Annotated in this window: 23 protein-coding genes and 1 pseudogene; 18 read left to right on the top strand and 6 right to left on the bottom strand. The window is 64.7% G+C overall.

Going from position 1 to position 24,288, the window contains the following annotated elements:
* The first annotated feature begins 23 nt into the window (after nucleotides 1-23).
* The 7 genes from CJ177_RS34840 (at nucleotide 24) to CJ177_RS34870 (ending at nucleotide 5,759) form a co-directional block, all read left to right on the top strand.
* Entirely contained in the window at nucleotides 24-491 is a 468-nt protein-coding gene (locus tag CJ177_RS34840) for a flavin reductase family protein (RefSeq protein ID WP_240960373.1), read from the top strand.
* Complete coding sequence (locus tag CJ177_RS34845) at nucleotides 488-772, top strand: antibiotic biosynthesis monooxygenase (RefSeq protein ID WP_095869824.1); 285 nt, start codon at nucleotides 488-490, stop codon at nucleotides 770-772. The genes CJ177_RS34840 and CJ177_RS34845 overlap by 4 nt, the downstream gene beginning before the upstream one ends.
* 185 nt (nucleotides 773-957) lie before the next feature.
* Nucleotides 958-1,149: a ferredoxin gene (locus CJ177_RS34850; protein WP_095869825.1), complete on the top strand. Its 192-nt coding sequence runs from the start codon at nucleotides 958-960 to the stop codon at nucleotides 1,147-1,149.
* A complete protein-coding gene (locus tag CJ177_RS34855; protein ID WP_095869826.1) occupies nucleotides 1,146-2,342 on the top strand; it encodes a cytochrome P450 in 1,197 nt (398 codons plus the stop codon). Before CJ177_RS34850 ends, CJ177_RS34855 begins: the two co-directional genes overlap by 4 nt.
* Nucleotides 2,339-3,730: an MmgE/PrpD family protein gene (locus CJ177_RS34860; RefSeq protein ID WP_095869827.1), complete on the top strand. Its 1,392-nt coding sequence runs from the start codon at nucleotides 2,339-2,341 to the stop codon at nucleotides 3,728-3,730. The genes CJ177_RS34855 and CJ177_RS34860 overlap by 4 nt, the downstream gene beginning before the upstream one ends.
* A complete protein-coding gene (locus CJ177_RS34865; protein WP_095869828.1) occupies nucleotides 3,727-4,539 on the top strand; it encodes a MaoC family dehydratase N-terminal domain-containing protein in 813 nt (270 codons plus the stop codon). The genes CJ177_RS34860 and CJ177_RS34865 overlap by 4 nt, the downstream gene beginning before the upstream one ends.
* 5 nt (nucleotides 4,540-4,544) lie before the next feature.
* Nucleotides 4,545-5,759 carry an NAD(P)/FAD-dependent oxidoreductase gene (locus tag CJ177_RS34870; protein WP_095869995.1) on the top strand — a complete coding sequence of 405 codons (1,215 nt, stop codon included), beginning with the start codon at nucleotides 4,545-4,547 and terminating at the stop codon, nucleotides 5,757-5,759.
* Here CJ177_RS34870 and CJ177_RS34875 read toward each other — a convergent pair.
* Nucleotides 5,723-6,682, bottom strand: coding sequence for a LysR family transcriptional regulator (locus CJ177_RS34875; RefSeq protein ID WP_095869829.1), 960 nt, complete (start codon nucleotides 6,680-6,682; stop codon nucleotides 5,723-5,725). The two genes, CJ177_RS34870 and CJ177_RS34875, sit on opposite strands and share 37 nt — an antisense overlap.
* A gap of 115 nt (nucleotides 6,683-6,797) precedes the next feature.
* Between CJ177_RS34875 and CJ177_RS34880 the strand changes: the two genes are divergently transcribed.
* The 11 genes and pseudogenes from CJ177_RS34880 (at nucleotide 6,798) to CJ177_RS34930 (ending at nucleotide 18,212) form a co-directional block, all read left to right on the top strand.
* Nucleotides 6,798-8,006, top strand: a complete 1,209-nt coding sequence (locus CJ177_RS34880; RefSeq protein ID WP_095869830.1) for an NAD(P)/FAD-dependent oxidoreductase — start codon at nucleotides 6,798-6,800, stop codon at nucleotides 8,004-8,006.
* A 43-nt stretch (nucleotides 8,007-8,049) separates the two neighbouring features.
* A complete protein-coding gene (locus CJ177_RS34885) occupies nucleotides 8,050-9,213 on the top strand; it encodes a CaiB/BaiF CoA-transferase family protein (RefSeq protein WP_095869831.1) in 1,164 nt (387 codons plus the stop codon).
* A 2-nt stretch (nucleotides 9,214-9,215) separates the two neighbouring features.
* Entirely contained in the window at nucleotides 9,216-10,070 is an 855-nt protein-coding gene (locus CJ177_RS34890) for a CoA ester lyase (RefSeq protein WP_241031741.1), read from the top strand.
* A 414-nt stretch (nucleotides 10,071-10,484) separates the two neighbouring features.
* A pseudogene (locus tag CJ177_RS34900) lies at nucleotides 10,485-11,960 on the top strand (aldehyde dehydrogenase); the annotation flags it as partial.
* On the top strand, nucleotides 11,952-12,377 hold the full coding sequence (locus tag CJ177_RS48725; protein WP_240960383.1) for a nuclear transport factor 2 family protein: 426 nt from the start codon (nucleotides 11,952-11,954) through the stop codon (nucleotides 12,375-12,377). The pseudogene CJ177_RS34900 and the gene CJ177_RS48725, both read left to right, overlap by 9 nt.
* Nucleotides 12,378-12,444: 67 nt before the next feature.
* Complete coding sequence (locus tag CJ177_RS34905) at nucleotides 12,445-13,464, top strand: fumarylacetoacetate hydrolase family protein (RefSeq protein ID WP_095869833.1); 1,020 nt, start codon at nucleotides 12,445-12,447, stop codon at nucleotides 13,462-13,464.
* A 2-nt stretch (nucleotides 13,465-13,466) separates the two neighbouring features.
* Nucleotides 13,467-14,672: a VOC family protein gene (locus CJ177_RS34910; protein WP_095869834.1), complete on the top strand. Its 1,206-nt coding sequence runs from the start codon at nucleotides 13,467-13,469 to the stop codon at nucleotides 14,670-14,672.
* Nucleotides 14,673-14,723: 51 nt separating this feature from the next.
* Entirely contained in the window at nucleotides 14,724-15,521 is a 798-nt protein-coding gene (locus tag CJ177_RS34915) for an SDR family NAD(P)-dependent oxidoreductase (RefSeq protein WP_095869835.1), read from the top strand.
* On the top strand, nucleotides 15,518-16,237 hold the full coding sequence (locus CJ177_RS34920) for an alpha/beta fold hydrolase (RefSeq protein WP_241031739.1): 720 nt from the start codon (nucleotides 15,518-15,520) through the stop codon (nucleotides 16,235-16,237). The genes CJ177_RS34915 and CJ177_RS34920 overlap by 4 nt, the downstream gene beginning before the upstream one ends.
* Complete coding sequence (locus CJ177_RS34925) at nucleotides 16,234-17,307, top strand: maleylacetate reductase (protein WP_095869836.1); 1,074 nt, start codon at nucleotides 16,234-16,236, stop codon at nucleotides 17,305-17,307. Before CJ177_RS34920 ends, CJ177_RS34925 begins: the two co-directional genes overlap by 4 nt.
* The gene (locus tag CJ177_RS34930) at nucleotides 17,304-18,212 is read left to right on the top strand and encodes a dioxygenase (protein WP_095869837.1); all 909 of its coding nucleotides are present in this window, start codon (nucleotides 17,304-17,306) and stop codon (nucleotides 18,210-18,212) included. The genes CJ177_RS34925 and CJ177_RS34930 overlap by 4 nt, the downstream gene beginning before the upstream one ends.
* Before the next feature lie 9 nt (nucleotides 18,213-18,221).
* Here CJ177_RS34930 and CJ177_RS34935 read toward each other — a convergent pair whose 3' ends face one another.
* The 5 genes from CJ177_RS34935 to CJ177_RS34950 all read right to left on the bottom strand — a co-directional run bounded on the left by CJ177_RS34935 (nucleotide 18,222) and on the right by CJ177_RS34950 (nucleotide 24,218).
* A complete protein-coding gene (locus CJ177_RS34935) occupies nucleotides 18,222-19,199 on the bottom strand; it encodes a LysR family transcriptional regulator (protein WP_241031738.1) in 978 nt (325 codons plus the stop codon).
* A 666-nt stretch (nucleotides 19,200-19,865) separates the two neighbouring features.
* The gene (locus CJ177_RS34940) at nucleotides 19,866-20,831 is read right to left on the bottom strand and encodes a LysR family transcriptional regulator (RefSeq protein ID WP_095869839.1); all 966 of its coding nucleotides are present in this window, start codon (nucleotides 20,829-20,831) and stop codon (nucleotides 19,866-19,868) included.
* A 226-nt stretch (nucleotides 20,832-21,057) separates the two neighbouring features.
* A complete protein-coding gene (locus tag CJ177_RS34945; RefSeq protein ID WP_179443363.1) occupies nucleotides 21,058-23,385 on the bottom strand; it encodes a LuxR C-terminal-related transcriptional regulator in 2,328 nt (775 codons plus the stop codon).
* Nucleotide 23,386: 1 nt separating this feature from the next.
* Nucleotides 23,387-23,533, bottom strand: coding sequence for a hypothetical protein (locus tag CJ177_RS47635; protein WP_167114292.1), 147 nt, complete (start codon nucleotides 23,531-23,533; stop codon nucleotides 23,387-23,389).
* Nucleotides 23,534-23,552: 19 nt separating this feature from the next.
* Nucleotides 23,553-24,218 (bottom strand): TetR/AcrR family transcriptional regulator, encoded by a 666-nt coding sequence (locus CJ177_RS34950; RefSeq protein ID WP_164060999.1) that lies wholly within the window; start codon nucleotides 24,216-24,218, stop codon nucleotides 23,553-23,555.
* Nucleotides 24,219-24,288: the final 70 nt, after the last annotated feature.

Here is a 24,288-nt window from a genome sequence, read left to right on the forward strand (position 1 = left end):
GCCCAGCCGATTACAGACGGGTCATGAGTCACGTCCCAACCAGCGTCTCGATCATCACCGCGATGACCGACGCGGGACCCACCGGAATGACGGTGGGTACCTTCACCTCCGTCTCGCTCGACCCGCCGTTGGTCGCGTTCTACGTGGACCAGGGTTCCACGACCTGGCCGGTGCTGGCTGAAGCCGAGTACTTCGGAATCAACATCTTGAGGTCGGGATGCGGAGATGTGTGTCGGGCGTTCTCGCGACGTGGGCAGGATCGCTTCGCCGGTGTGGTGTGGCAGCCCTCAGATCGGGGAGTGCCCCTCCTTGAGGACGCGATCGTCACCGTGGAGTGCTCGCCGCACCGCGTCGACCGCATCGGTGACCACCTGCAGGTAGTGGGTGAAGTCGAGGATCTCATTCAGCAGGGAATCGACGAGCCGTTGATTTTCCTGCGGGGCGGTTTCGTCGACATGTCGGCAATTGCCGGCCGGTCGGTGGAGGCGTGATCTCCGAGCACCTCGAGATCCAGCTCCGTCCGGGAGCCGGCGGCGATCTCGAGGCAGCTTTCGACGAGATCCGGTCGCTGCTTCTGGCAGCGCCGGGATGCTCGGAGGCAACCTTGTCTCGGAGCGTGGATCGGGACGAGACGTATCTCCTTCGCGCTTTGTGGAACCGCGTGGAGGATCACACCGAGTTGTTCGCCGCGTCCGCTGCCGGAACGCGCGTCCGCGAGTTGATTCAGCCGCTGTGCGCTGCCGTACCACGGGTCACGCACTACGAGCACTGACTCCGCCGCGCCGTCGGGGCGGTCTCGCGTGGCGCCCTGGCATACGCAAAAGCTATGACCGGTCCGCCATATTGATATTTGTCGGATAGCTCATCCGGGTCAAGAATGTGGTGTACGACATACCGACCGCTCCTGCAGCTCAGGCGCAACGGTCGCAGCCATCCCAATCACGAAGGATTCTCGCGATGATCGAGGTCAAAGTAGATTTCGCGCGGTGTGACGCGAACGGCACCTGTGCCGCCCTCATGCCCGATGTGTTCCAGATCGCCGACAACGGCCTACTCGAGCAGGTCGCGACGACCGTGCCGGCCGACCGGGACCAGGATCTCGACGAAGTTATCCTCTGCTGCCCGATGGGGGCGATCTCGCGCGCATGAGCACACTTCACGCTTTCGACCCGTTTGCACCCGACTCGCCCAGCCACACCGGTGGTTCCGCGGACGGCGCGTCGCTCGTACAGGGCGACTACGGATACGCCGTTCTCGACTTCGACCTCGCGACCAAGGTTCTTCGGGACACCCGTTTCATCAATGCCGCCCTGACGTTGATGGAACAGTTCGGCATCACCGACGGGCCCGTCCATGACTTCCGTGCCAAGAGTCTGATCATGGCCGAAGGCCCCCGACACATGCGGCTCCGAACCCCGTTGGCGCGCTTCATGGGTCCCACCACGGTCGAAGACATCCGCGCGGTCCTGCGCGGCATCCTCGAAGACATCGATCCGGGAAAGGACGCCGCCGGACCTGTCGATTTCCACGCGGCCGTCGACCAGAAGATCCCCGCGAGGGTGTACTGCCACTTGGCGGGCGCGCCGGCCGAGGACGCCCCTGTCGTGGCCAGTCTGTCTGCGCGGACACTTGCTCTACTGCAAAGGGATCCGAGTCTTACCGAGTCAATACTCAAGGCCTACGACGAATTGTTCGATTACCTTGGCGACCTGATCGCGCGCAAGCGGCAGGCCGGACTCGGTGACGACATGCTGTCTTTCCTCATTCGTCAGGAGGCCGAAGGAAAACTGACCTCCGAGGAACTGCTCAGCGAAGCGACGGCGATGCTCGAAGCCAGCTCCGTGAACACGGCACACCAGACCGGTCTCGTGGTATGGACGCTGCTCCGTGACAGGGCGGCATGGGCCAGGCTCGTCGAGGATCAGTCGCTGATCCCGGCCGCCGTCGTCGAGGCCTGCAGGTTGTACCCCCGCCCCGGCATCGTCAGCAAGATCGCGTCGGTCGACATCGAGCTCGACGGCACGGTCATTCCCGCCGGGTCCGACGTGCACGTCGCCGTCTGGTCGGCGAACCGCGATCCAGAGCGTTTCGCGCAGCCCAACGCGTTCGACCTCGATCGAGAGCGAAACCAGCCGTTGACGTTCAGCACCGGTCTGCACGGATGCCTGGGTCAGAGCCTGGCGAAGGTCGAGATGGAAGAAGTGGTGCGCTACCTTTTGAACCACTACCCCCATGCCAGAGTCGTGGAGAACGGAACCGACATCGGACACGCCGGCGGCAGGTGGCTGGTCGGATCTCTGGCCGTGGACCTCAATCCCTCAACGACGGCGACGACATCGTGACGAGCGACTCCCCGTCGCTGACCGAGCGGCTCGCGACGTTCTGGGCTCGAACAGGCTACGACGATCTGCCGAAAGACGTCGTCGACGGAATCAAGGACCACATCCTCGATACCTTGGCCGTCGCCCTGGTCGGCACGACAACTCCCGAAGTGAGCGGTGTCGTCGACGCGCTGTCACGCTTCTCGGCCGGCGATGCCGGCAGCCTGGTGTGGGGGACCGGCACACGCCTCACCCCGGCGCACGCAGCCCTGGTCAATGGAACTTCCGCGCACGCCAGAGATTTCGACGACGGAGGCGGGCCCGGTCACGCGGGGTCGACCGTACTGCCCGCGGCGCTCGCGGTGGCCGAAAAAGCAGGGAGTACCGGTCGGCAGGTCATCGCCGCCACGGTCGCCGGTTACGACATCGGGTATCGAACCCTGCAAGCGGTCGGCGGATTCGCAGCACACACAGACCGAGGATGGCATTCGAGCGGCACGATGGGCAGCTTCGCCGCGGCGGCAGCGGCAGCGAAATGCCTCGACGCGGATAAGAATGCCTTCGCCGATGCACTGGGAATCGCCGGATCGTTCACCGGTGGGGTGTGGGCATTCATCGACGACGGTGCCTTGACCAAGCGTCTGCACCCGGGCAAAGCGGGTGAGACGGGTGTCGACGCCGCCGTGCTGGCGACCGGGGGAATCACCGGCCCCCGGCGAATATTCGAAGCGAAGTGGGGCGGCCTCTACGCTGTTATCGCCGGCGGCACCGGCCATACCGATCGGGCGCTGACTGGACTGGGGACGGACTTCAACGTCGCCTCGTCGTACCTCAAGCCCTACGCGTGCTGCCGCGGTTGCCATTCGGCCGTCGACGTGATGAAGGACCTCGTGACGAATCGGGGCCTGACGCCGGAAAACGTTCGCTCCATAGTGATCACTGCAGGTACGACCGCGGTGAACATGCTGTCGGTGTACCCGATCGGCACCGTGTTCGACGCCCAATTCAGCCTTCCCTACGCGGTGAGCCTCGCGCTGTGCGCAAGCGCCCTGGGACTCGATGACTACGACCCACCACGGCTGAACGATCCGCGGATCGCCGCGACTTTCGCCAAGGTCTCCATGCGCGTCGACGACGCCATCGAGATCGAGGACGGACCCCGGTTGGACATCGAGTTGACCAACGGCGAAACCCTCGTCGTCGAGGCCGGGAACCCGACGTATGCACGTGGGTCCGCTCAGAACCCGATGACACACGACGAGGTCGTCGCGAAGGCAACGCTCTTGCTCGAACCTCTCGGAGGCGACATCGCCTCCCGGTTGGTGGCCGCCGTCGAGGCACTCGACGACGCACCCAACCTGTCCGAACTGCTGTCCGTTCTCGCCGCCGAAAGGGTGCCGACCCCATGACTTCCCCAGACAAGATCGCACGCACGGAGGTCATCTCGGCCGAACCGGTTGAGGCGATGGCTGCGCTGCTGGACATCGATGTTCCTCATGCGATCGGTGACACGGTGCCACCGATCTGGCATTGGCTCCACCTGCTTCCCCGCGACGCTGAGAGCGACCTCGGTGAGGATGGCCACCCCGTTGTCGGTATCCCCGCGCCTCCCGGCGGTGGACGCCGCCGGATGTTCGGTGGTGGCCGCGTCACCGCCTTCGGCAGTCTACGTATCGGCGAGCCCGCCACGAAGGTGACGTCCATTGCCAAGTCCGTGGACAAGGTGGGACGCACCGGCGCCCTGACGCTCGTCACGGTTCTGCAGGAGATCACGCAGGGCGGTGAACTGATCATCCGCGAGGAGCAGGACATCGTCTACCGCGAGGGAGGGTCGACCCCGCTTCCCACGCCTGCTCCGTCGTCGGCCCAGGTGAACGGCCCCACGCTGTCCCTCGCCGTCGACGAGAAACTGTTGTTCCGTTTCTCGGCACTGACTTACAACACGCACCGCATTCACTACGATCTCGATTGGTGCCGCCGAGAGGGATACGACGGCCTGGTGATCCATGGGCCGTTGCTAGCCTTCATGATGGCCGAGCACATGCGTCGACAGGACATCTCGTTGCAGGGCAAAACATTCGGATACCGTTTGGTGTCGCCGATGACCCGCCCGCAGACCTTCACCGTGGTTCCGCACGTCGACGGCCTGGAACGCGGTGCCGAAGCACACAGCGCCGCCGGTGTCGTGTGCGCCACCAGTACGGTGACGGGGAGCTGATCGCTATGTCCACCACAACGGACGTCCTCATCGTCGGAGGATCGGTCGCCGCTATCCGCGCGGCCGAGACCGTTACCCGGCATGCGCCCGACCTCGGCGTCACCATCGTCAGCGACGAAGCGCATCCCCCATACGAGCGTCCTCCGCTCTCGAAGATCGGGCTCGGCGACGACCTGGATCTCGCGGCGTTGACGTATCCGTCCGTGGCGGATCTGCGCGCACGGGGGGTCGAGTTCGCTCTGAACACCCGTGCCACCGCACTGGACGTGGCGGGACGCCGCGTCGTCACGTCGAACGGCGAGGTCGAGTATGGAGCCGTCGTCATCACCACCGGGTGCGATCCCATCTTCCCGGAGATGTTCCGCGGGCTGCCGGACGTGTTCGCGCTCAGGCGATTCCAGGATGCACAAGCCTTGCGTGCCGCGGTGTCCGATCACACCAAGTCAGTCGCTGTGATCGGAGCCGGATTCATCGGCGGCGAGTTCGCGGCGACGTTGGTCAAGGACGGCCGCGATGTCACGATCGTCGACCTCGCGGAGAAACCCCTCGGGCGCTTCGGCGACCAGGTTGCGGCGGCTTATGCAGCCCTGCACCGTGAGTCGGGAGTGACACTGCGCCTAGGTGACGCGGTCGTCGGCGTCGAGGACAGTTCGGATGGCCGCGTGCTCCGTCTCGCCGGGGGTGACACCGTACCCGCGGACGTCATCCTCGTCGGTATCGGCGTGCGCCCGTCGACCGAATGGCTGGAGAATTCCGGAATAACCCTGAACAACGGTGTGGAGTGCGACGCGCACTTGCGCGCAGCGGATCGTGTGTACGCGGCCGGTGACCTCGTGCGCTGGCCGAACGGTCGGTTCGGTACCTCGATGCGCGTCGAGCACTGGACCAACGCTGCGGAGCAGGGGCGTGTCGCGGGAACGAATGCTGCCAATACGGTGTCCGGGCTGCCGCCCGTGGAATGCGTCACCGTTCCGTACTTCTGGTCGGATCAACACGGTGTCCGCATCCAGTTCTCAGGGTTTCTGACCGGTGCCGAGGAGATCGTCGCGAGTAAGGAACCGGGCGGTTCGCTGTTCGTGTACAAGCTCGGCGACACCGTGACCGGAGTGTTGGCATTCGAACGTCGCGCGGAATTCGTCAGGATTCGGGCGATGCTGCGACGCGAAACCCGCTGGGACACAGTTCAGGGAATGCTACCCGTCGGGTCCTCGCTCGTCTGATCCGGGCTGGTGGGGTCGTGGTTATCGAGGTTCCGGATAATGTCGCCGAACCGTTCGGCGACGGGGGTGATGACGCCGTCTCGGCGGCTCACCACGCCGAGCGGAAGGTCCGGCCATCCCTCTTCGACGGCAACTTTCGCCACGCCGGGATGCTGTTCGGCCAGCTCGCGACTCAGAACGGACACCCCGACACCGGCAGTAACGAGACTGGCGGCCGTTTCGACGGTAGGCACGGATATCACCGACGCCGGGCTGCCTCCTGCTGTTGCGAACCGGTCGTCCAGCAGCCGGGACAAGCTCCGTGCGCCCGGTAACCGCGACGGAAGGACCCACCGTTCGTGTCGGAGGTCGGACAGGTGCACTCGGTCCTGCGTCGCGAGCCACGATGAGCGCGGCACGACGAGAGTCAGCGACGAGTGGGCGATGATCGTCATGGAGAACGCGACATCGTTGATCGTCGGCAGCGGCTCCTCGGCGAGAACGGGCACGACAGCGAGGTCGAGATACCCGGTAGCCAGGTTCTCCAGCAGCACTTGGGGATTGGCATCGGTGAGCTCCAGTGTGATGCGCGGGTGTTCGGCGAGGAAGACCGCAACTGCGGCACTGACGACCCGCCACATCCCGATCGGCTCCGCGCCGATCCGAAGATCGCCCTCGAGGCCCTGCCCCATTGACCGAAGCGCGGAGGTGATTCTCTGTTCTTCGGCGACGAGCCGCCGGCCGGCGCTTTGCAGATAGCGGCCCGCATCGGTCAGGGCGATACCGCGAGGGTGCCGGTCCAGCAGGCGAACGTCGAGCTCGGCCTCCAGCTTCGTCATCGCGCTGCTGAGAGGCGGTTGCGAGAGGTGCAGAATGCGCGCCGCCTCGGTGATGGACCCCGCATCCGCGACGGCCAGAAAGTATTTGACGCTCCGGATGTCCATGCGCCAAGTGTATGGCAACGGTGCTGCAATGGTATTGGCCTTACGGGGCCGAGTAAAGGATCGTGAACATCGGAGCGACAGCCCAGAGTTGTCGTGAACGCAGTACGGAGGAATCGTGCAAGAAGACCAGCAGGTAACAATCGTCGGAGCCGGGCCGACCGGTTTGCTGACCGCGCTGGGTTTGGCCCAGCACGGAATCAGTGTATCGGTGGTCGAGCGTGCGCCCGCGTTGCAGGACACACCGCGAGCGATCGTCTACCACTGGTCGACGCTGGACGGTCTGTCACGGCTCGGCCTGTTGGAGAAGGCATGTGGGGCGGGCTTCCTCAAGCAGGACTATGCATATCGGGTTCGAGACACCGGGGAGATCATCTCCTACGGGCTTGCTGCCCTGAACGGCAAGGTCGAACGACCGTACAACCTGCATCTGGGGCAGGGTGCGCTCGCCAAAGTCATCCTCGAGGAGCTCGACACGTTCGCCAACGCGCGGGTGCTGTGGGACCACGAGGTCACCGGCATCGATCAGGACGAGTCGGGCGTGACCGTCTCCGTGCGCGGCGTGGACGGCGACACGGTTCTCCGGTCGCAGTGGCTGGTCGGAGCGGACGGTGCGAGCTCGGCCGTTCGACGCACGTTAGACCTGGGCTTCGAAGGTATGACGTGGCCGGAGCGCTTCGTGGCGACGAACGTCCGCTTCCCGGACGACCGCGACGGCTGGGCCCAGTCGACGTTCTACGTCGACGATGTCTACGGGGCAATCATCGCGAAGATCGACGAGTCCGGCGATCACGGGATGTGGCGCTACACCTATATGGAGGATGCCTCGCTTCCGGCCGATTCCATCGACGAACGCATGCCGCGGTTCCTGTCCGCCGTGTTCGGACCCGAAGTGGCCGCCCGGACCGAGGTGGTCGCGGCATCGCCGTATCGGATGCACCAGCGTTCCGCGTCGTCGTTTCGAGCCGGCAGGGTGCTTCTTGCCGGCGACGCCGCGCATGCGACCAATCCCACAGGCGGACTGGGGCTGACCATGGGCTTGTTCGATTCCTACGCGCTCATCGAGGGCCTCGGGGCAGTGGCGCAGCACCGCGCCGACGACGAGGTGTTGACCGCGTACGCGGACCAGCGTCGGGCCGCGTTCGTGGACAAGGCGAGTCCGCGCGCATCGTCGAACAAGAAGCTGCTCTTCCACTCGTCGGATCCCGTCACGCGCGACCAGGACCTCGAGATGTTCCGGCGCATGTCTCGCGACCCAGAATTCGCCGCAGAAGTTCTGTACTTCACCAAGACCCTCGAAAGTCCGTCTCTGCTCTCGTCCGTGTAGGACGCGCCGCCTCGGACGCCACTCGAAACGAAAGAACTGCAACATGAATCCTCTTGATGGACTCACGATCGTGTCGTTGGAGCAGGCCGTCGCCGCTCCCTTCGCCACACGACAATTGGCCGACCTCGGCGCGCGCGTCATCAAAATCGAACGACCGGTCGTCGGTGATTTCGCGCGAGGCTACGACGAGACCGTCAACGGCCTCGCCAGTCATTTCGTGTGGTTGAACCGGTCCAAAGAGTCCGTGGCCCTGGATCTGAAGAGTGCGGAGGGCCGAGAAGCGGTGCAGGCTTTGGTCGACCGGGCCGACGTTTTTGTTCAGAACCTCGCCCCCGGGGCGGCGGATCGGCTGGGGTTGGGCGCCGAGGAGCTCCGTGCTCGGAATCCGCGGTTGATCCACGTGTCCATTTCGGGTTACGGAACGGGTGGGCCGTACTCGTCGAAGAAGGCGTACGACCTGCTCGTCCAGTGCGAAGCTGGCCTGGTATCCATCACCGGTACCGAGGACGAACCGTCCAAGGTCGGTATCTCCATCGCCGACATCGCGTCGGGAATGTACGCGTATTCGGGTGTGCTCACCGCCGTGATTAAACGGGAGCGCACCGGCGAGGGCGCCACGATCGAGGTGTCGATGCTCGAAGCGTTGTCGGAGTGGATGGGCTTTCCGCTGAACTACGCGATATACGGGGGCGCGTCCCCCTCCCGCACCGGAGCCCGGCACGCGGCGATTGCTCCATACGGTCCCTTCACGTGCGGCGACGGCAACCAGGTCTTCCTCGGCATCCAGAACGAACGGGAATGGGCGACGTTCTGCACCTTCCTCGGATCGCCGGAGCTGGCGCGAGACGAGCGCTTCGTGCGCAACTCCCTGCGTGTCGAGCACAACGCGGAGTTGCGCGCCGTTATCGAGGGGGTCTTCCAAGCCTTCACGGCCGAGCGGGTGGCCGAGCTACTGGAAGTGTCGGGTATCGCCAACGCTCTGCTGCGCACCATGGACGGTCTCGCGGAGCATCCGCAGCTCGAAGCGCGGGGCAGGTGGCGCACCTACCAGTCGCCGGTCGGGGAGTTGCGCGCCCTGATTCCACCCGTCACCATGTCCGATTCGACCCCCGTCATGGGTCCGATCCCGGACGTTGGGCAGCACACCGAGGCGATTCTGGCGGAGTTCGGGATCGCACCCGAATCCACGGTTCCGGCGGGGTTCTGACCGTGTCGACAAGTGTCTCCGCGCTCGCGGAGACCACGGCGCGAGTGCAGGAGGCCACGACGTTTCTGTTCGTTCCCGGGAACCGCAGCGACCGGTTCGACAAGGCGCTCGCCACCGGGGCGGACGTCATAGTCCTCGATCTCGAGGACTCGGTGGCACGAGGAGACAAGGCCACAGCGCGAACCGAGGTCGTGCGGTGGTTGTCCGAGGGCGGACGCGCATGCGTGCGCGTGAACTCGGTGGGCGACCCCGAGCACATCGGCGACGTGGATGCACTGTCGGATCTGCCGGGACTCACCGCTGTCATGGTCCCCAAGGCGGACGATTCCGTCCGGTATCTCGATCTCCGCCAGCGACTCCGGTGCCCCGTCATCGCGCTGATCGAATCCGCGGTCGGTGTGGACCGGTCGGGAGTGATTGCCGCCGACCCGGGCGTTGCACGGCTGGCGTTCGGCCATCTGGACTACGCCGTGGATCTCGGCGCGGAACCAACGCGTATCGCGATGCTCCACGCTCGGTCACAGCTGGTGCTCGCGTCACGAGTGGCGAACAAGCCGGGACCGGTGGACGGGGTGACGACGGCACTGAACGACGGTGCGGTTCTCGCCGACGACGTCCGCTATGCCATCGAACTGGGCATGGCCGGCAAGCTGCTGATCCACCCGTCGCAAGTAGAGCCGAGCCGTACGGCTTTCCACCCCAGCGACATCGCCGTCGCTCACGCACGGAAGATCGTCGACGCCGCTGCGTCGGGTGCGGCGGTGCGTGTGGACGGCTTCATGGTCGACGCGCCGGTGTTGGCCCGCGCCCACGCGGTTCTGCGCGCTGCGGGCGCCCCGACCCCCCACGTCGACTGAGACGATGCTGGTCGGTACGACGCCGGTCAGTACGACATAGACAGGATTTGGTCGCGGTCGTACCGGAGATGCGGATGCTGCTCGCGCAGATGGTGCTGAACCTCGTCGACCAGAAGGTCGTCGGTGCGCCCTTCCATGAGCTCCCCGCACGGACATTGCACGTAGCGTCTTCTCTCACCCGTCATGTCTCGACAATAACCGGCGGTCAGGTCTCGGTGTGTCCTCCCATATCGCTCAACCAGCGACAATGCGTCCAGAGTATGAGGACGGGGAACATCCTGGCATTGCGATGACGGGCACGTCAGCACAGGATCGACAGTGATCGGGATCTCGCCGGTGCAGGCGACAAGCCGGCCGTATGCGCCCGCCGACACCGAAGTTCGGGATCACGCGACCTCGCAGCAAGGAGAACTTATGTCCGTCACCGTCGACCGGCCGAGCAGCCTCGACCGCACCCGCTTCTTCATCGACGGCACCTGGATCGACCCGGTGCGCACAGAACTCCGGGACCAGATCGAGGCTGCCACCGGCGAGCGCATCGGGGTGGCCGCGCTCGGGAGCGAGGCCGACATCGACGCAGCCGTTCGCGCCGCCCGTCGGGCCCTGGACGAGGGCCCATGGGGCCGAACCACGGCTGCCGAGCGCGCCACCGTGCTTCGTGCTTTCGCTGACGCCCTCGACGCCCGAGCGGTTGACACGGCAACGCTCGTCAGCCGCGAAAACGGGATGATTCTCGGGCTGTCGCAGGCACTGAACGGCGGAGCCCCGGGGGCTCTGCTGCGCATGTACGCGGACATCGTCGAGAACCTGCCGCTCGAATCGGTCCGCCCGAGCCAGGCGGGATCGACCATCGTCCGCCGCGTGCCAGTGGGCGTCGTCGGTGCGATCGCTCCGTGGAACTTCCCGCAGGCCCTGGCGATGTTCAAGATTGCGCCGGCGCTGGCCGCCGGGTGCACCGTTGTTCTCAAACCGTCCCCCGAGACTGCGCTGGACTCATATGTATTCGCCGATGCAGCGCAGGAGGCGGGCCTGCCGCCCGGTGTCCTCAACATCGTCCTCGGCGACCGCGACGCCGGCGCGGCGCTCGTCTCACACCCTCTGGTCGACAAAATCGCGTTCACCGGCTCGACCGAAGCAGGGCGCATCATCGGTCAGGAGTGCGGTCGGCTGCTTCGCCGTTCCACTCTGGAACTGGGCGGAAAGTCCGCGGCCATCGTCCTCGAGGACGCCAACCTCGAGACCTTCCTCGCGGGCTTGGACAACGCATCGTTCCTGAACAACAGCCAGACCTGCACGACGCAGTCACGCATCCTCATCGCACGCTCGCGCTACGACGAAGTGGTGGATGCCGTCGCGAACTTCGCCGACTCGTACACACTGGGCGACCCGCTGGACCCGTCGGTAACCATGGGACCCATGGCGACCCCCACCCACCGAGACAAGGTGCTCGGCTACATAGACATCGCGAAGAACTCGAACGCACGCCTGGTGACGGGCGGTGGTCGGCCCGACGGTCTCGATCAAGGATGGTTCGTCCAGCCCACGGTATTCGCCGATGTCGACAACTCCGACCGTCTGGCGCGCGAAGAGGTATTCGGTCCGGTCATGGCTCTGATCCCGTTCGAAGGAGACGACGAAGCGGTCCGAATGGCGAACGACAGCAACTACGGCCTCGGTGGATCCGTATGGAGCGTTGACGAGGATCGCGCCCTCGGAGTGGCTCGTCAGGTCCGCACGGGCACGATCGGCCTGAACTACTACACCCTTGATCTCGGCGCACCCTTCGGAGGATTCAAGGACTCCGGCCTCGGACGAGAACTCGGCCCCGAGGGCCTCGATCCCTACCTCGAGTACCAGTCCGTGTACGCCTCGACGCGGTACCTGGAGTCGACCACGTCGGCCGGAGCTGCCCGGAACGCAACGGCATCCAGCCCCGCCGAGGTCGTCGCCGCGTACTTCGCCGGTGTCGCCGCCGGCGACGCCGCCGCGGTGGCGGACCTGTTCGCCCCGGATGCCCTGTTGCATAACGCAGCGGGCACCCTCTCCGGCGCGGAAGCTATCGGACGCATGTACGAAGGTGGCTTGAAGGCAGGGAAGATGATCCCCTCGCCCAGGACACCCGTCGTCGACGGGGAGAACGTGTCAGTGGAGATCGACCTGAACGCCAACGGCTCGCAGATCGTACTGGGAGATTTCTTCACCGTTCGAGACGGCAAGATCACTCGGCTCGCGATCTACAGTCTGACCCCGGACGGCGGGCGCCTGCTCAACGACGTGGGTGTCGATCCGTCCAGCCGCACGCCGTAATCGGTGGCAGTGACCCCGGGTCTGTCAGCACCACCACACCAAGCATCAAACGATCACAGGGAGCATAATGAAGATCGCAGTCTTCGGTCCGAATCGACGAGTCGGCGTTGTCGTGGGCGATGACGTCGTCGACGTCAACGGTGCGTACGCCAAATATCTGACCGAGCGCACGGACAGCGTGCGTCCGGCGGCGCGAGCGGCGCACGAGGTGCCAGCCGAGCTGAATTCCTTCATCGAGCAGGGGGACGACGCACTCGCCGGTGCAAACACGGCGCTCGACTTCCTGTCGGAGGACAGCGACAAGACGGGCGTCGACGGCGAACAGCTCGTGTTCCCCCTGAACGCAGTCACGCTGCACGCGCCGATCGAAGGGCAGTCGCGAATCTTCGCCGCACTGGCCAACTTCGCCGACCACATGCAGGCCGCTGCCGACAACACCTCTAACGGGAGTGACAAGGCAACCCTCGACCGGCTGGTGTCCGGTGGTCCGAAGTACTTCATCAAGGACCCGCGAGTCGTCTCGGCCGACGGTGACGACCTGGCCTACCCGCGCCGGACCAACCTGCTCGACTACGAGGCGGAAGTGGCCGTCGTGATCGGTAAGCGTGCCAAGGACATCGCGGCCAACGACTTCGGTTCGTACATCTGGGGTTACACGCTGGTCAACGACTGGTCCATCAGGGATAACGTCTCGTTCGGACCGGACTTCCAGTACTCGAAGAACTTCGATGGCGCCGCAACGGTTGGTCCCTGGATCGTCGTCGACGAGAGCCTGGATCCGCAGGACATCCCGGTGGAAGCACGCATCAACGGCGAGGTTCGGCAGAGCGGGAACACCAAGTCGATGATCCATAGCTTCGCCTCGCTCGGGGAGTACCTGTCCAGGGATTCGACGCTGTTCCCCGGGGATCTGATCAGTGGGGGGACGCCCAAGGGGACGGCCGTCGATTCCAGCACCCGCGACGCCGAGGGGAAGTTCGCGGACGATTCGCTCTTCCTGAACCCGGGTGATGTTGTGGAGGTCAGCTCCACCGCACTGGGCTCCATCACCAACACGATCTCCGGATCGCGCGGCGGGAAGAAGTAGTCATGGCCGCGAAGAAATACTCGGTCGGTGGTGTCTCGTACGACCGACCATTCAAAATTCGTCGTCTCAACCATTTCGGCATCAGCGTCACTGACACCGGAACAGCCGTCGGCTTCTACCGTGATGTCCTCGGCTTCGTGGTCGCAGACATGCTCGATCTGCAGAAGTACGATCCCGGTGTGTGGTTGGACGGCCTGTCCGACACCAAGATCTACTTCCTGCGGCACAACAGCGACCACCACACGCTGGTGCTCATGCCCCGTTCGTGGGTGGACAAGAACGACAACCCTGCTCGGGACGACATCACGGTCAACCAGATCACCTGGCAGGCAGGATCGTTGCGTGAGGTGGTGCAGGCTAGGTTGTGGCTCGAGGAGCAGGGCTCCACGATCGAGCGGTACGGCCGCGACCCCGGTTCCAACTGGCACACCTACTTCCCAGACCCCACCGGTCACACCAACGAACTCGAGTACGGCATCGAGCAGGTGGGCTGGGACGGCGTCAGCAAGCCGGAAGTGATGTGGCCCTGGGCCAACGAACATCCCGCGCTTCCCACGAAGTCGGAGGCGAGCGAGCTCGAGGAAGCCGAGGAAAAGGGCATCGACCTCACCTCGGGGCACCGCTGGATCGACACGCTACCCAAGACCTACGACGTCGGCGGAGTGTTGCTCGCCCGTCCCTTCAAACCGGTCCGCATCGGTCCGGTCAGCATCTTCGTTGCCGATCTCGATGCGGCGGAACACTTCTATACCGAAACGCTCGGACTGGTGAAGAGCGAGGAGTCGACCGTCGAGGGTCACCGCGTGCTCTTTCTGCGCGCCAACACCGAACACCACAGCATCGCACTCTTCCCGCTCGAGGTCCGGAGTGCACTGGGATTGAGCGACAACACGACCCTGCTGTCCTTCGGCGTCCAGCTCGGTTCGTACGAGCAGTTGCGGGACGCGAAGACCTTCCTCGAAGAACGCGGCGTCAAGCTGATCGATCTGCCGCAGGAGATTCACCCGGGCATCGACTACGCCATCCACGCGGTCGCGCCGGACGGTCACGTGATGCAGCTCTACTACTACATGGAGCAGGTCGGGTGGGACGGCACAGTGCGCTCACCTGAGAGCCGACGCCGCGTCGAACCCGGAGTCTGGCCCGAGACGCTCGAACCCATGTCCGATACCTATGGCGGCGAAACGTTCTGGGGTCCGCTCGGGTGACCACGCATCCGACCATCACCATTCATCGTCATCACGAAGTGAGGAAAGTACGTGCCTGAGCACAACGCTGAGAGGCGAGTCGCGGCGGTCACCGGTGCAGCGCAGGGACTCGGCGCCGAAATCGCGCAGCAACTCGCCGAAGACGGATTCTCCGTCGTCCTCCTGGACATCCAGGAGGACGGGCTCGAGACATCGAAGAAGCAGATCGAGACCATCGTGTCCGGCGTCGAGGTGCTCACGCTAGCGGTCGATCTAACCGACGAGGTAGCCGTCGTCGCTGCGTTCGAGAAGATCGACCAGCGGTTCGACCGTCTCGACGCACTGGTCAACACCGCCGGAGGCAGCGGAACGGATCCGGTGCGCTCGCTCGACGACCTCGGCGCCGACGTCTGGCGGCGGGTGCTCGACAACAACGTAACCAGCGCCTTCCTCTGCAGCCGACAGGCAGTGCCACTCATGCTGCGACACGGCTACGGCCGGATCGTGAACTTCTCGTCCGCGGTCGCCAACGGCCTGGCAGGTCCCTCGGGCACCGTAGGTGCCCGGCTGCCGTACGCCGCATCGAAGGCTGCGATCAACGGCTTCACGAAGCAGCTGGCTAAAGACCTCGGCGCAACGGGCATCACCGTGAACGCGGTCTCGCCCGGTCTGGTTCTACCGACCGCCGGCCGGGTGCGGACCATCTTCGAGGCGCTGTCCGACGAGACGCAGGACGCGACACGCGCAGCTATTCCACTGGGCCGCACAGGAACCGGTACGGAGATCGCGGCCGCAGTCGGATACCTCGTGTCCGAACATGCCGGTTTCACGTCGGGATGCATCCTCGCGGTCGACGGAGCTGCATCATGAGCGACGTGCTCGACGTGCCCCTGGTATTCGTTCCGGCGCTGGGATCGGACGCTCGCTCGTGGCGGCCGGTAGCCGACATCCTCGGCGACAAGGTAACCAGCGTCGTGGTGCGCGGTCACGGCAGTTCGATCGAGGACATGGCCGACCGCGTACTCGAGCAGAGCCCGCAGGAATTCTTCCTCGTGGGAAACTCCATGGGTGGGTACGTCTCACTGGAGATCGCGCTCCGGAGAACGGGTCGCGTGCGAGGCCTGGTACTGCTCAACTCGTCCGCAATCGCTGCCGATTCCGATCGGCGCGCGAATTCCCAGCGCCTCGTCGAGAAAGTTCGAGCAGGGGAATTCGACGAAGCGGTGACAATGATTTCGAGCGCTGTCGCCCCGCAGCGGCCGGACGTCGCCGAAGCCGCGGCCACGATGGCGCGAGATCTCGGTGACGAGGTGTTCATCGCACAGCAGACGGCCGTGTCGAACCGACGCGACCGGCGCTCCGAAATCGCCACGCTCGACGTGCCCACACTCGTGATCGTGGGTGAACACGACGCGATCACCCCGCTCGCGCTCGGTTCCGAAGTCGTCGACTCGGTCCCGCATGCGGAACTGGTCGTCCTCCCCGGGGTCGGCCACCTCTCGACTCTCGAAGCGCCGGACGCCGTGGCTTCGCACCTGCTGTCCTGGCTGTCGCGCCAGGTCACTTCCGCGAGGACGGGGCTGTGATCGAGTTCGACCACACCACACTCGGGCAACGGGTGCTGTTCGCCCGCGGGCAAGCGGTCGACAACATCGTCTCGGCCGTGGGGGACCTGTCCGCGTCGCGCGTGCTGCTCGTCGCTGATTCGTTCGTGACGAGCCTCGCGGACGAGATGGCTCACCGGGTACCGGTCGTGGCTCGGATCGACGATGTCGTCCAGCACGTGCCGGTCGCGAACGGTCGCGCTGCTGTCGACCTCGCGCGTTTAGAGGCTGTCGACGCGGTCGTGTGCATCGGCGGCGGCTCGTCGACGGGGCTCGCCAAGTTCGTTGCCCGCGACACTGGGATCCCGATCGTTGCCGTCCCGACCACGTTCGCCGGCTCCGAAGCCACCGACGTGTGGGGACAGACGGACGGGGATCGCAAGACCACCGGATCCGATCCGAAAGTTCTGCCCCGAGTCGTGGTCTATGACGCGGCTCTCTTCGCCTCGCTGCCCGCCCGACTGGCGGTGGCGTCGGGGCTCAACGCCGTCGCCCATGCGGTGGACGCTTTCTGGGCGCCGCGTGCCGACCCGATCGACACGGCACTTGGCACCGAGGGCCTCCGTGCGCTCGTTCCCGGCTTGCGGGCTATGTCCGAAAACCCTGACAATCTTGACGCGCGAGAGGCCACGCTCTACGGGGCCTACCTCGCGGCCGTGGCGTTCGCCTCGGCGGGCAGCGCGCTGCATCACAAGATCTGCCACGTTCTGGGTGGTGCATTCGGGCTGTCACACGCCGACACGCATGCCGTGGTGCTGCCCTACGTGATGGACTTCAACGGCCCCGCCGCGCCCGATGCAGCGCGCCGAGTGTCGGACGCCCTCGGTGGCTCGTCGGCTGCACGCGGGCTCTACGACCTCCGCCGGGACCTGGGTGTCGTCGACTCTCTCTCACAGTTGGGTATGCCGGAGGACGGCATCGACACCGCCGCCGAGCGCATCATCGCGGCGGTTCCTGCCTCTAACCCGCGCCCGGTCGCGCTGGCCGATCTGCGCACTCTTCTCGCCGCCGCGTGGGCGGGCGACCCGATCGATGAGCAGGAGCGAGTATGACGATCGAGCAGGAGCGAGCGAACGCCGAGCTGAACCCGTCGACCGAGCAGGCCGCGCGTGAGCAGGCACTGGTCGACACCGTCCTCGGCTCGTTCGGCGAATCGCCGAACGCCCGATTGAAAGAAGTCATGAAGGCGGTGGTTCGGCACGTGCATGCCGCAGCCCGCGAGGTCAGGCTCACCGAAGCCGAATGGAACACGATGATCGCGTTCCTCACCGAAACGGGCCAGACGTGTACGGACACCCGGCAGGAGTTCATTCTGCTGTCCGACGTACTCGGACTGTCCATGCAGGTGATCGGAATGAACAATCCATCGGTCGCGAACGCCACCGAGGCGACGGTGTTCGGCCCGTTCTTCGTGGAAGGTTCACCCCGAATCGAACTTGGACAGGACATGTCGTTCGGCGCGAAGGGGGAGCCGTGCTGGGTGACCGGCAGTGTCCGCGACGTTCACGGTAAACCCGTTCCCCGCGCGCGTATCGAGGTGTGGGAGGCGGATGAGGACGGGCAGTACGACGTGCAGTACGGCGACGACCGCGTCGCGGCACGTGCGCACCTTTTCGCCGACGACAGCGGGGAGTTTCGATTCTGGGGTATGACTCCAACTCCCTATCCGATTCCGCACGACGGTCCGGTGGGGCGGATGCTTTCGGCCGTAGGTCGTTCCCCCATGCGCGCGAGTCACCTGCATTTCATGGTGACTGCGCCTGGCTTACGGCGTTTGGTGACTCACATCTTCGTCGACGGTGACGAGATCGGCTGGAAGGATGCCGTGTTCGGCGTGAAGGAGTCGTTGATCAAGGCGTTCGAGCGTCACCCGTCGGGACCCACTCCCGACGGGCGCGTGGTGAACGGCTCGTGGAGCGACGTCACCTTCGACATCGTCCTCCCCCCCGGGACCTGATGGTAAGGGTCACTCGTCCTCTCGGTCGATATCCGAGCTGGCGAAGTGGCCCGTCACGAATTCGAGAAATGCTCTCGCTGGGGTTCCCGTCGGCCCGTAATTCCGGGTGATCGCGCCGTAGAAGCGAAATGCGTTGGCGTCGCTGATCGGAATCGTGACCGTCGGTGACTGCTGATCGGCCTGGGGAACCGGCACGATGGCGATGCCGCGGCCGTGCCGGACCAGTGCGCGCAGCGTGGACAATTCGGTGGCTTCGATACCGATGGTGGGAGTAAGGCCGGCTTCGTCGAAGAGGCGGTCGACGACTTGGCGCAGCCCGTAGCTCGGGCCGAGAGCGATCATTGGCCGCCCAGCAATTTCGGCAATGGTGATGGACTCGCGATCGGCGAATTCGTCCCCGGGCGGGACTTCGAGACAGAGAAGTTCTCGGCCCAGCGGCACCCAGGCCAGATCTTCCGCGTTTGGTCGAGGTGCGACGAACCCGACGTCGATCCGGCCGTTTCGCACGGCGTCAACTATGGCGTCCGCGGCCCCTCCCTCGAGTTCGAACGTGGTCAGCGGTGCAACCAGGTGGTATTGGTCCAACAGGGAGGGGACGAGCCAGGATCCGAAGGAATGGAGGAATCCGAGGGACACCACTCCGCGCTCAGGATCCACCAGAGTTCGGATCCGTTCTTCGCCCTGGGTGAGCTCCTGCATTGCTCTGACCGCGTGGGCCCGGTAGATCTCACCGTATTTGTTCAGCCGGATCCGGTTCTGATTCCTGTCGAATAACTTGACGCCCAATTGACGTTCGATTCTCGCCAGTGCACGCGACATAGTCGGCTGGCTGATGTGGAGATGTGTGGCGGCGTTGGTCACGTTCTCGGTTCGCGCCAGGATGACAAACCATTCAAGCTCACGTAATTCCATGGTTGTAAAGCACTTCCTCTCATAGCGCCAAAGGCGTATCGGTGTCCACGACCCGCAGACGAACCGCGTGTCCACTCGGATCGGACAGCGCCTACCCCAAGGTGGTTCCGCCCAAGGTCGCAACGAGCGCGCTCGCGGTGTCAAAGTTGACGAAGCCTGCACGGTGAAGTTCCGGAACCGTCACCTGGGCAAGAAGTTCCACGGTGCCAGCGTTCCAGAGAGGGAGAAGCGTGACCCCATCTGCGACTCCCGCTGTGCGGATATCCGCGGCCAAACATGCGAGACCACTCGCTGTTCCCACGAATCGCAAGGTTGTCGGACTAGAGGGGGTCGCCAATTCGAGTTCTCGAAGTGCCAGCCGCGCCTTCCGCGCAGTCGAAGCGAGCAGAATTTCGACGTCGAGCAGCACGAAGGGCCGATTTGCGGATGCCTGCGCGTGGTCGACCAGCCTCCTTGCGTACGCGTCCGTGGCCAGTTGCAGATCGCGGGCACGGAATCGTTGCGTTCGTTCGTCACCGGGTGGCGCAATTCGGGATGAGGCGTCCGGAGCGGTCCGGCTGCGTTCGTATCCGACCGTGAAGGCAGGATGATGGCCACCGTCGACGAGATCGACTGCGACGTGAACGTGCCGCTCGCGGAACGTCGCCGATCCCACGGCGGAGAGGTGACCTAAGCCGCGCGCCGCGGCGGAAATTTGCTCCCCGAGCGGTCCCTCATTCGGGCACGACACGTATTCGGTACTCAAGCCGACACCGGCCAGGCGCCAGGTACTGCTGGCCGCAGCACCCGTCTCGGAGTTCCTTCGGACGGCGCGCGGTCTGCTCGCGCCGGAATCGCCGAGACACCGGCGACGAATTTCAGGAAACGCCGTGCGGCCTGGCTACTCGGACCATGCCTGCGGATGACCGCCCCGTAGCACCGGAACGCAGTCGGGTCGCTGAGCGGGACGGTACCAGTGGCGGACGGGTGTCCCGATGGGGCGGCGGGCACGACCGCCACGCCCAGTCCGGCCGCGACAAGGGCATGCAGTGTGGGAAGTTCGGTGGCTTCGAGCGCGATGCGAGGCCTGAACCCCGCCTCCCGGCATAGGCGGTCCGTGGCCTGGCGTAGACCGTGTCCAGCCTTCAGTGCGACCATTGGCTCGTCTGAGACATCGGTCATCGCGATATGGTCATGGCCCTCGAACGCATGGCCCGCGGGAACCCTCAAACACAGGGCCTCATGCCCGAGCGGTATCCACACGAGATCGTCCGCGGCCGGCTCAGGAGCTACGAAGCCGATATCAATTTTCCCCTGCCGCACACTGTCCACCACGGAATCGCAAGCACCCCCATGTAATTCGAAGGACGTACTTGACGCGACACCGCGATACCTCATGAGCAGATCCGGTATCAGCCACCCACCGAAGGAATGCGCAAACCCAAGCGACACCGAGCCTCGATCCGGATCGACCAGGGTGGCGATCCGTTGTTCCGCACGGTCTAACTCGTTCAGTGCCCGTAACGCGTGGGCCTGGTAGAGCTTGCCGTACCTGTTCAGTCGCAGCCGGTTCTGGTGGCGGTCGAAAAGCTGCACTCCAAGCTTGCGCTCGATTCGGGCCAACGCCCGCGACAGGGTCGGCTGGCTGATATTCAACCGTATCGAAGCCTCCGTGATGTGCTCGGTTTCGGCCAGCGTCGTGAACCACTGAAGCTCGCGCAATTGCATGGTGAACCTGCCTAGGGGAGAACGCCGTCGCTGGCGGATACCTACCGGTGGTCCAGCGCTGGGGTTCCAGTCGACAATTAGGACCATCCCTCGCACCTGGGTCCTCGGGATGGGAACTCCACCTTCCCCCGCGCGGCATGTCCGTGACAGCGTGGGAACACCTAGAAGCTACGTAATTGGGCATCTACGTACCCTGTGACATGGGACACCGATCCGGGGACGCGCGTCACGCCTTCTTGCCGAGGGCGGCGGCTGCCCACAGGCCGGCCTCAGTGCGTGATTTGACGCTAAGCTTGGCCAAAATGTGCTCGACATGAACCTCGACTGTGCGCGGAGAGAGCACCAGCTTGCCGGCAATGGCACGATTGCTGAGACCCTCCGCCAACAGCGCCGCTACCTCCGTTTCCCGCGGCGTCAGCAAGCCAGCCGCAGCCACCGTGTCCGTCGGGTCCGATGGGACGGCGGCGACCGACCCCAGCGCCAAGCGCATCCGCTGACCGCGGTCCAGTCGCCGACCGATGTCGTGATGGCGGGCGAACAGGTCGTCCCCGAGCCGATCCTGGACGGCGGATTTGATCGCCTGATAGCGCGAGCCAAGCATGCCCGGTACCTCAGTATCGACAATGGCCAGCAGTTCAGCGACGACGCCCAACATCTTCGCCGCCTTCTTGGGATCGCCGTCGTCCAGCGCGATGCCTGCCATCAGATCGAGGACGACTGCACTGCCGAAGTCATCGTGATAGTCCCATCGCAATGTGAGGCTCTGCTCGGCGTACTCCTCAGCGACATCGAGGTCCTGACGCGTCCACGCGTCGAATCCCAACATCCACAGCGAATAGGAGCGGCCCCAAGTATCGCCCAGACGTTCGCTTCGTTCGACGGCTTCCCGGCCGGCGTCCGTGGCACCTACATGATCTCCGGATATGCTCCTGACGAATCCGAGCAGGAACAAGGTCATCAGCAGACCCTCGGCATCCGCGTGCTCGAGGTGGGCGGTGTAAGCCATTTCCAGAGATGAGCGGCTAACCTCGAAATCCCCGGTGATCAACGCGGCCAATCCTGTCCACGTCGCGGCCCGCGCAGCAATTCGCGGATCACCGATCTTCCGGGCGATCGTGTCCGCTTCGTCAAGAAGCTCCCGGGCAGTATGCGTTTCGCCGTGCAGCGCCTCAATCCACCCCGCTGCCCACAGGGCATTGCCACGCTCGGCGCAGACGGTCATATCGTTGGCAAGGGCACGCTCCAGCCAGCGGCGACCCTCACGGAGATGGCCATTCATCCAGAAGAAGCGGAGGTCCGCAGCGAGCTCCAGGGCGCCATGAGAGCCCGGAGCCGCGTGGAGGAGATGGTCAAAGGCTAACTCGAGGTCGGTGAGGTCAGACTCCCACCGCTGGACCATATCGAGTTGGCGCGGGCCGAAGAAGTTCTCGGCGGCTCTGCTCGCCCACGTTCGGTAATACTCCGTGTGGGCACGCCGGACGCGACCGTAGTCTTCGCCGGCCCCGGCTTGGGCCCGCCCGAACTCGCGCAGAGTTTCCAAGAACCGATAGCGCATGTCGCCGTGCGTCGTCTCGGTGAGAACAATCGACTTGGATACCAAGCCATCGAGCGCGTCGAACAGTTTGGTTCCTTGCAGTGGAGGGAGCCCGCACACGGCGCGGATCGTGGGAAGATCGACGCTGCCGCTGAACACGGCCATTCTCTCCCAGAGCAGCTGTTCGGTGGAGGAGCATAGGTCATAGCTCCACCGCACCAGGGCATCCAAAGACCGGTGGTGCGGCGCGGCGGTGGGGTCACCCGAGGTCAACAGTGCGAATCGGTCGTCAATGTGAGTCAGCAGCTCGTGCACCGACAGCGATCGCAGCCGCATAGCAGCGAGCTCGATAGCCAGCGGCATTCCGTCCAGATAGGTGCACAGCTGTGCGATCTCCGCCGCAGTCCGGTCGGTGATCTCGAATTGATCGTTGACCGCCTTGGCCCGGGCTTTCAGCATGGCCGCGGCCGGATACTCGCAAAGTTCGTCGGCGGTGAGGCCGCGATGATTCGGGGGGATTTCCAGCGGGCGAACGGCGACTACACGCTCGCCTCGGATTCCTAATGGCTCTCTGCTGGTAGCCAATACTCGCAGCTCGGCGGAGGCGGCGAGGAGCGCGGACACCAATCGCCGGCATCCGGGAAGGACGTGCTCGCAATTGTCCAGTATCAACAGCATTGAGCGATCGGCCACATGCCGCCGGAGCTGTTCTTCGGCATCCACGCTGGCCGATGCGCTCAGGCCGATTTGTGTCACCACGGCTTCGGCTACAGTGTCTGAACTGCGTTGCGCGCCCAGCTCGACGAACCATACGCCGTCTCGGAATGCCCGGTCGAGCTTGGCGGACAACGCCGCAGACAGAGCGGTCTTGCCCACGCCCCCGGGTCCGGTGAGTGTAACGAGGCGGGTAGAAGCAAAAAGTTCACGTGCGCTCGCCAGCTCGCGCTGGCGCCCGAACAATTCCGCCGCTGGTGGCGTCAGTGCTCGAGCCCGCGAGACTTGCCTACCCATCTCGGGCATTTTACTCCAGCGCCGACAGCGCAGTGAGCAGGGCGTAGTCGAGCGCGGACAGCGCCAGATCGGTGGCCTTCAGGCCTGCAAGGGGGTGCCGCATTGGGTGCCGAACGTCGTCCTGCTCCCACACGGTTTCGCCAAAGAACGAGGCCACGGAATGTTTGCGCCTCCTCCTACCTGCCGATGCCTTTCAGGGCGGCGTCGACCATGGCATCGGTGGCCTCCTCGTCCAGGTCCCCGGTCTGGAACAGAAGTCGGAAGTAAATTGGAGCGTAGAGCATTTCGGCGACGACATCAGGGTCGATGTCATCCCGCACGGCACCTTCGGCGACGGCGCGCTCGATCAAAAGCCTTGCGGCGTCGGCGCGTCCTTTCCAGAACCGTTGCTTGAACTCCTCGAGGGTTGCCGGATCATGCTGGCACTCTGCGATGAGCTGCGCGATCAGTCGCCCCTCCGGCCCACTGTAGACGCGTGCGAGTGACGCCAGATGTGCCCGCAGTGCATCGATAGCTGGACCCTCGTCGTGGATCGGGGTCTGCGCCACGTGGTTGTCGAGGAAGGAATCGATGACTACAGCCGTCTTGCTGGGCCACCACCGATAGATCGTCATCTTGCTGACACCGGCATGCTTGGCGATGCCTTCGATGGACAGCTTCTGCAGCGACACCGGCCCAGGTGGGGTGTCGTTGAGCAACTCCATGGTTGCCTGCAGGACCGCCTTGCGGCTTGCTTCACTCCGTACGGCCATGCCCGAAATGCTATCCGGTCCGTCTCGGATCGCAACTACCCGGGCCCTGGCCTCGTGGTGGTGGTTTGCACTGGCGCTGGTGATGGACACCACAGTGCTGTACGGTACGTATCGAATTGAATTGGAAGGAGTGGTTGAACCGGAACCCTCGGAAACGGTC

The sequence above is a fragment of the Rhodococcus sp. ACPA1 genome, assembly GCF_002300195.1.
Taxonomy (GTDB): Bacteria; Actinomycetota; Actinomycetes; order Mycobacteriales; family Mycobacteriaceae; genus Rhodococcus_F; species Rhodococcus_F opacus.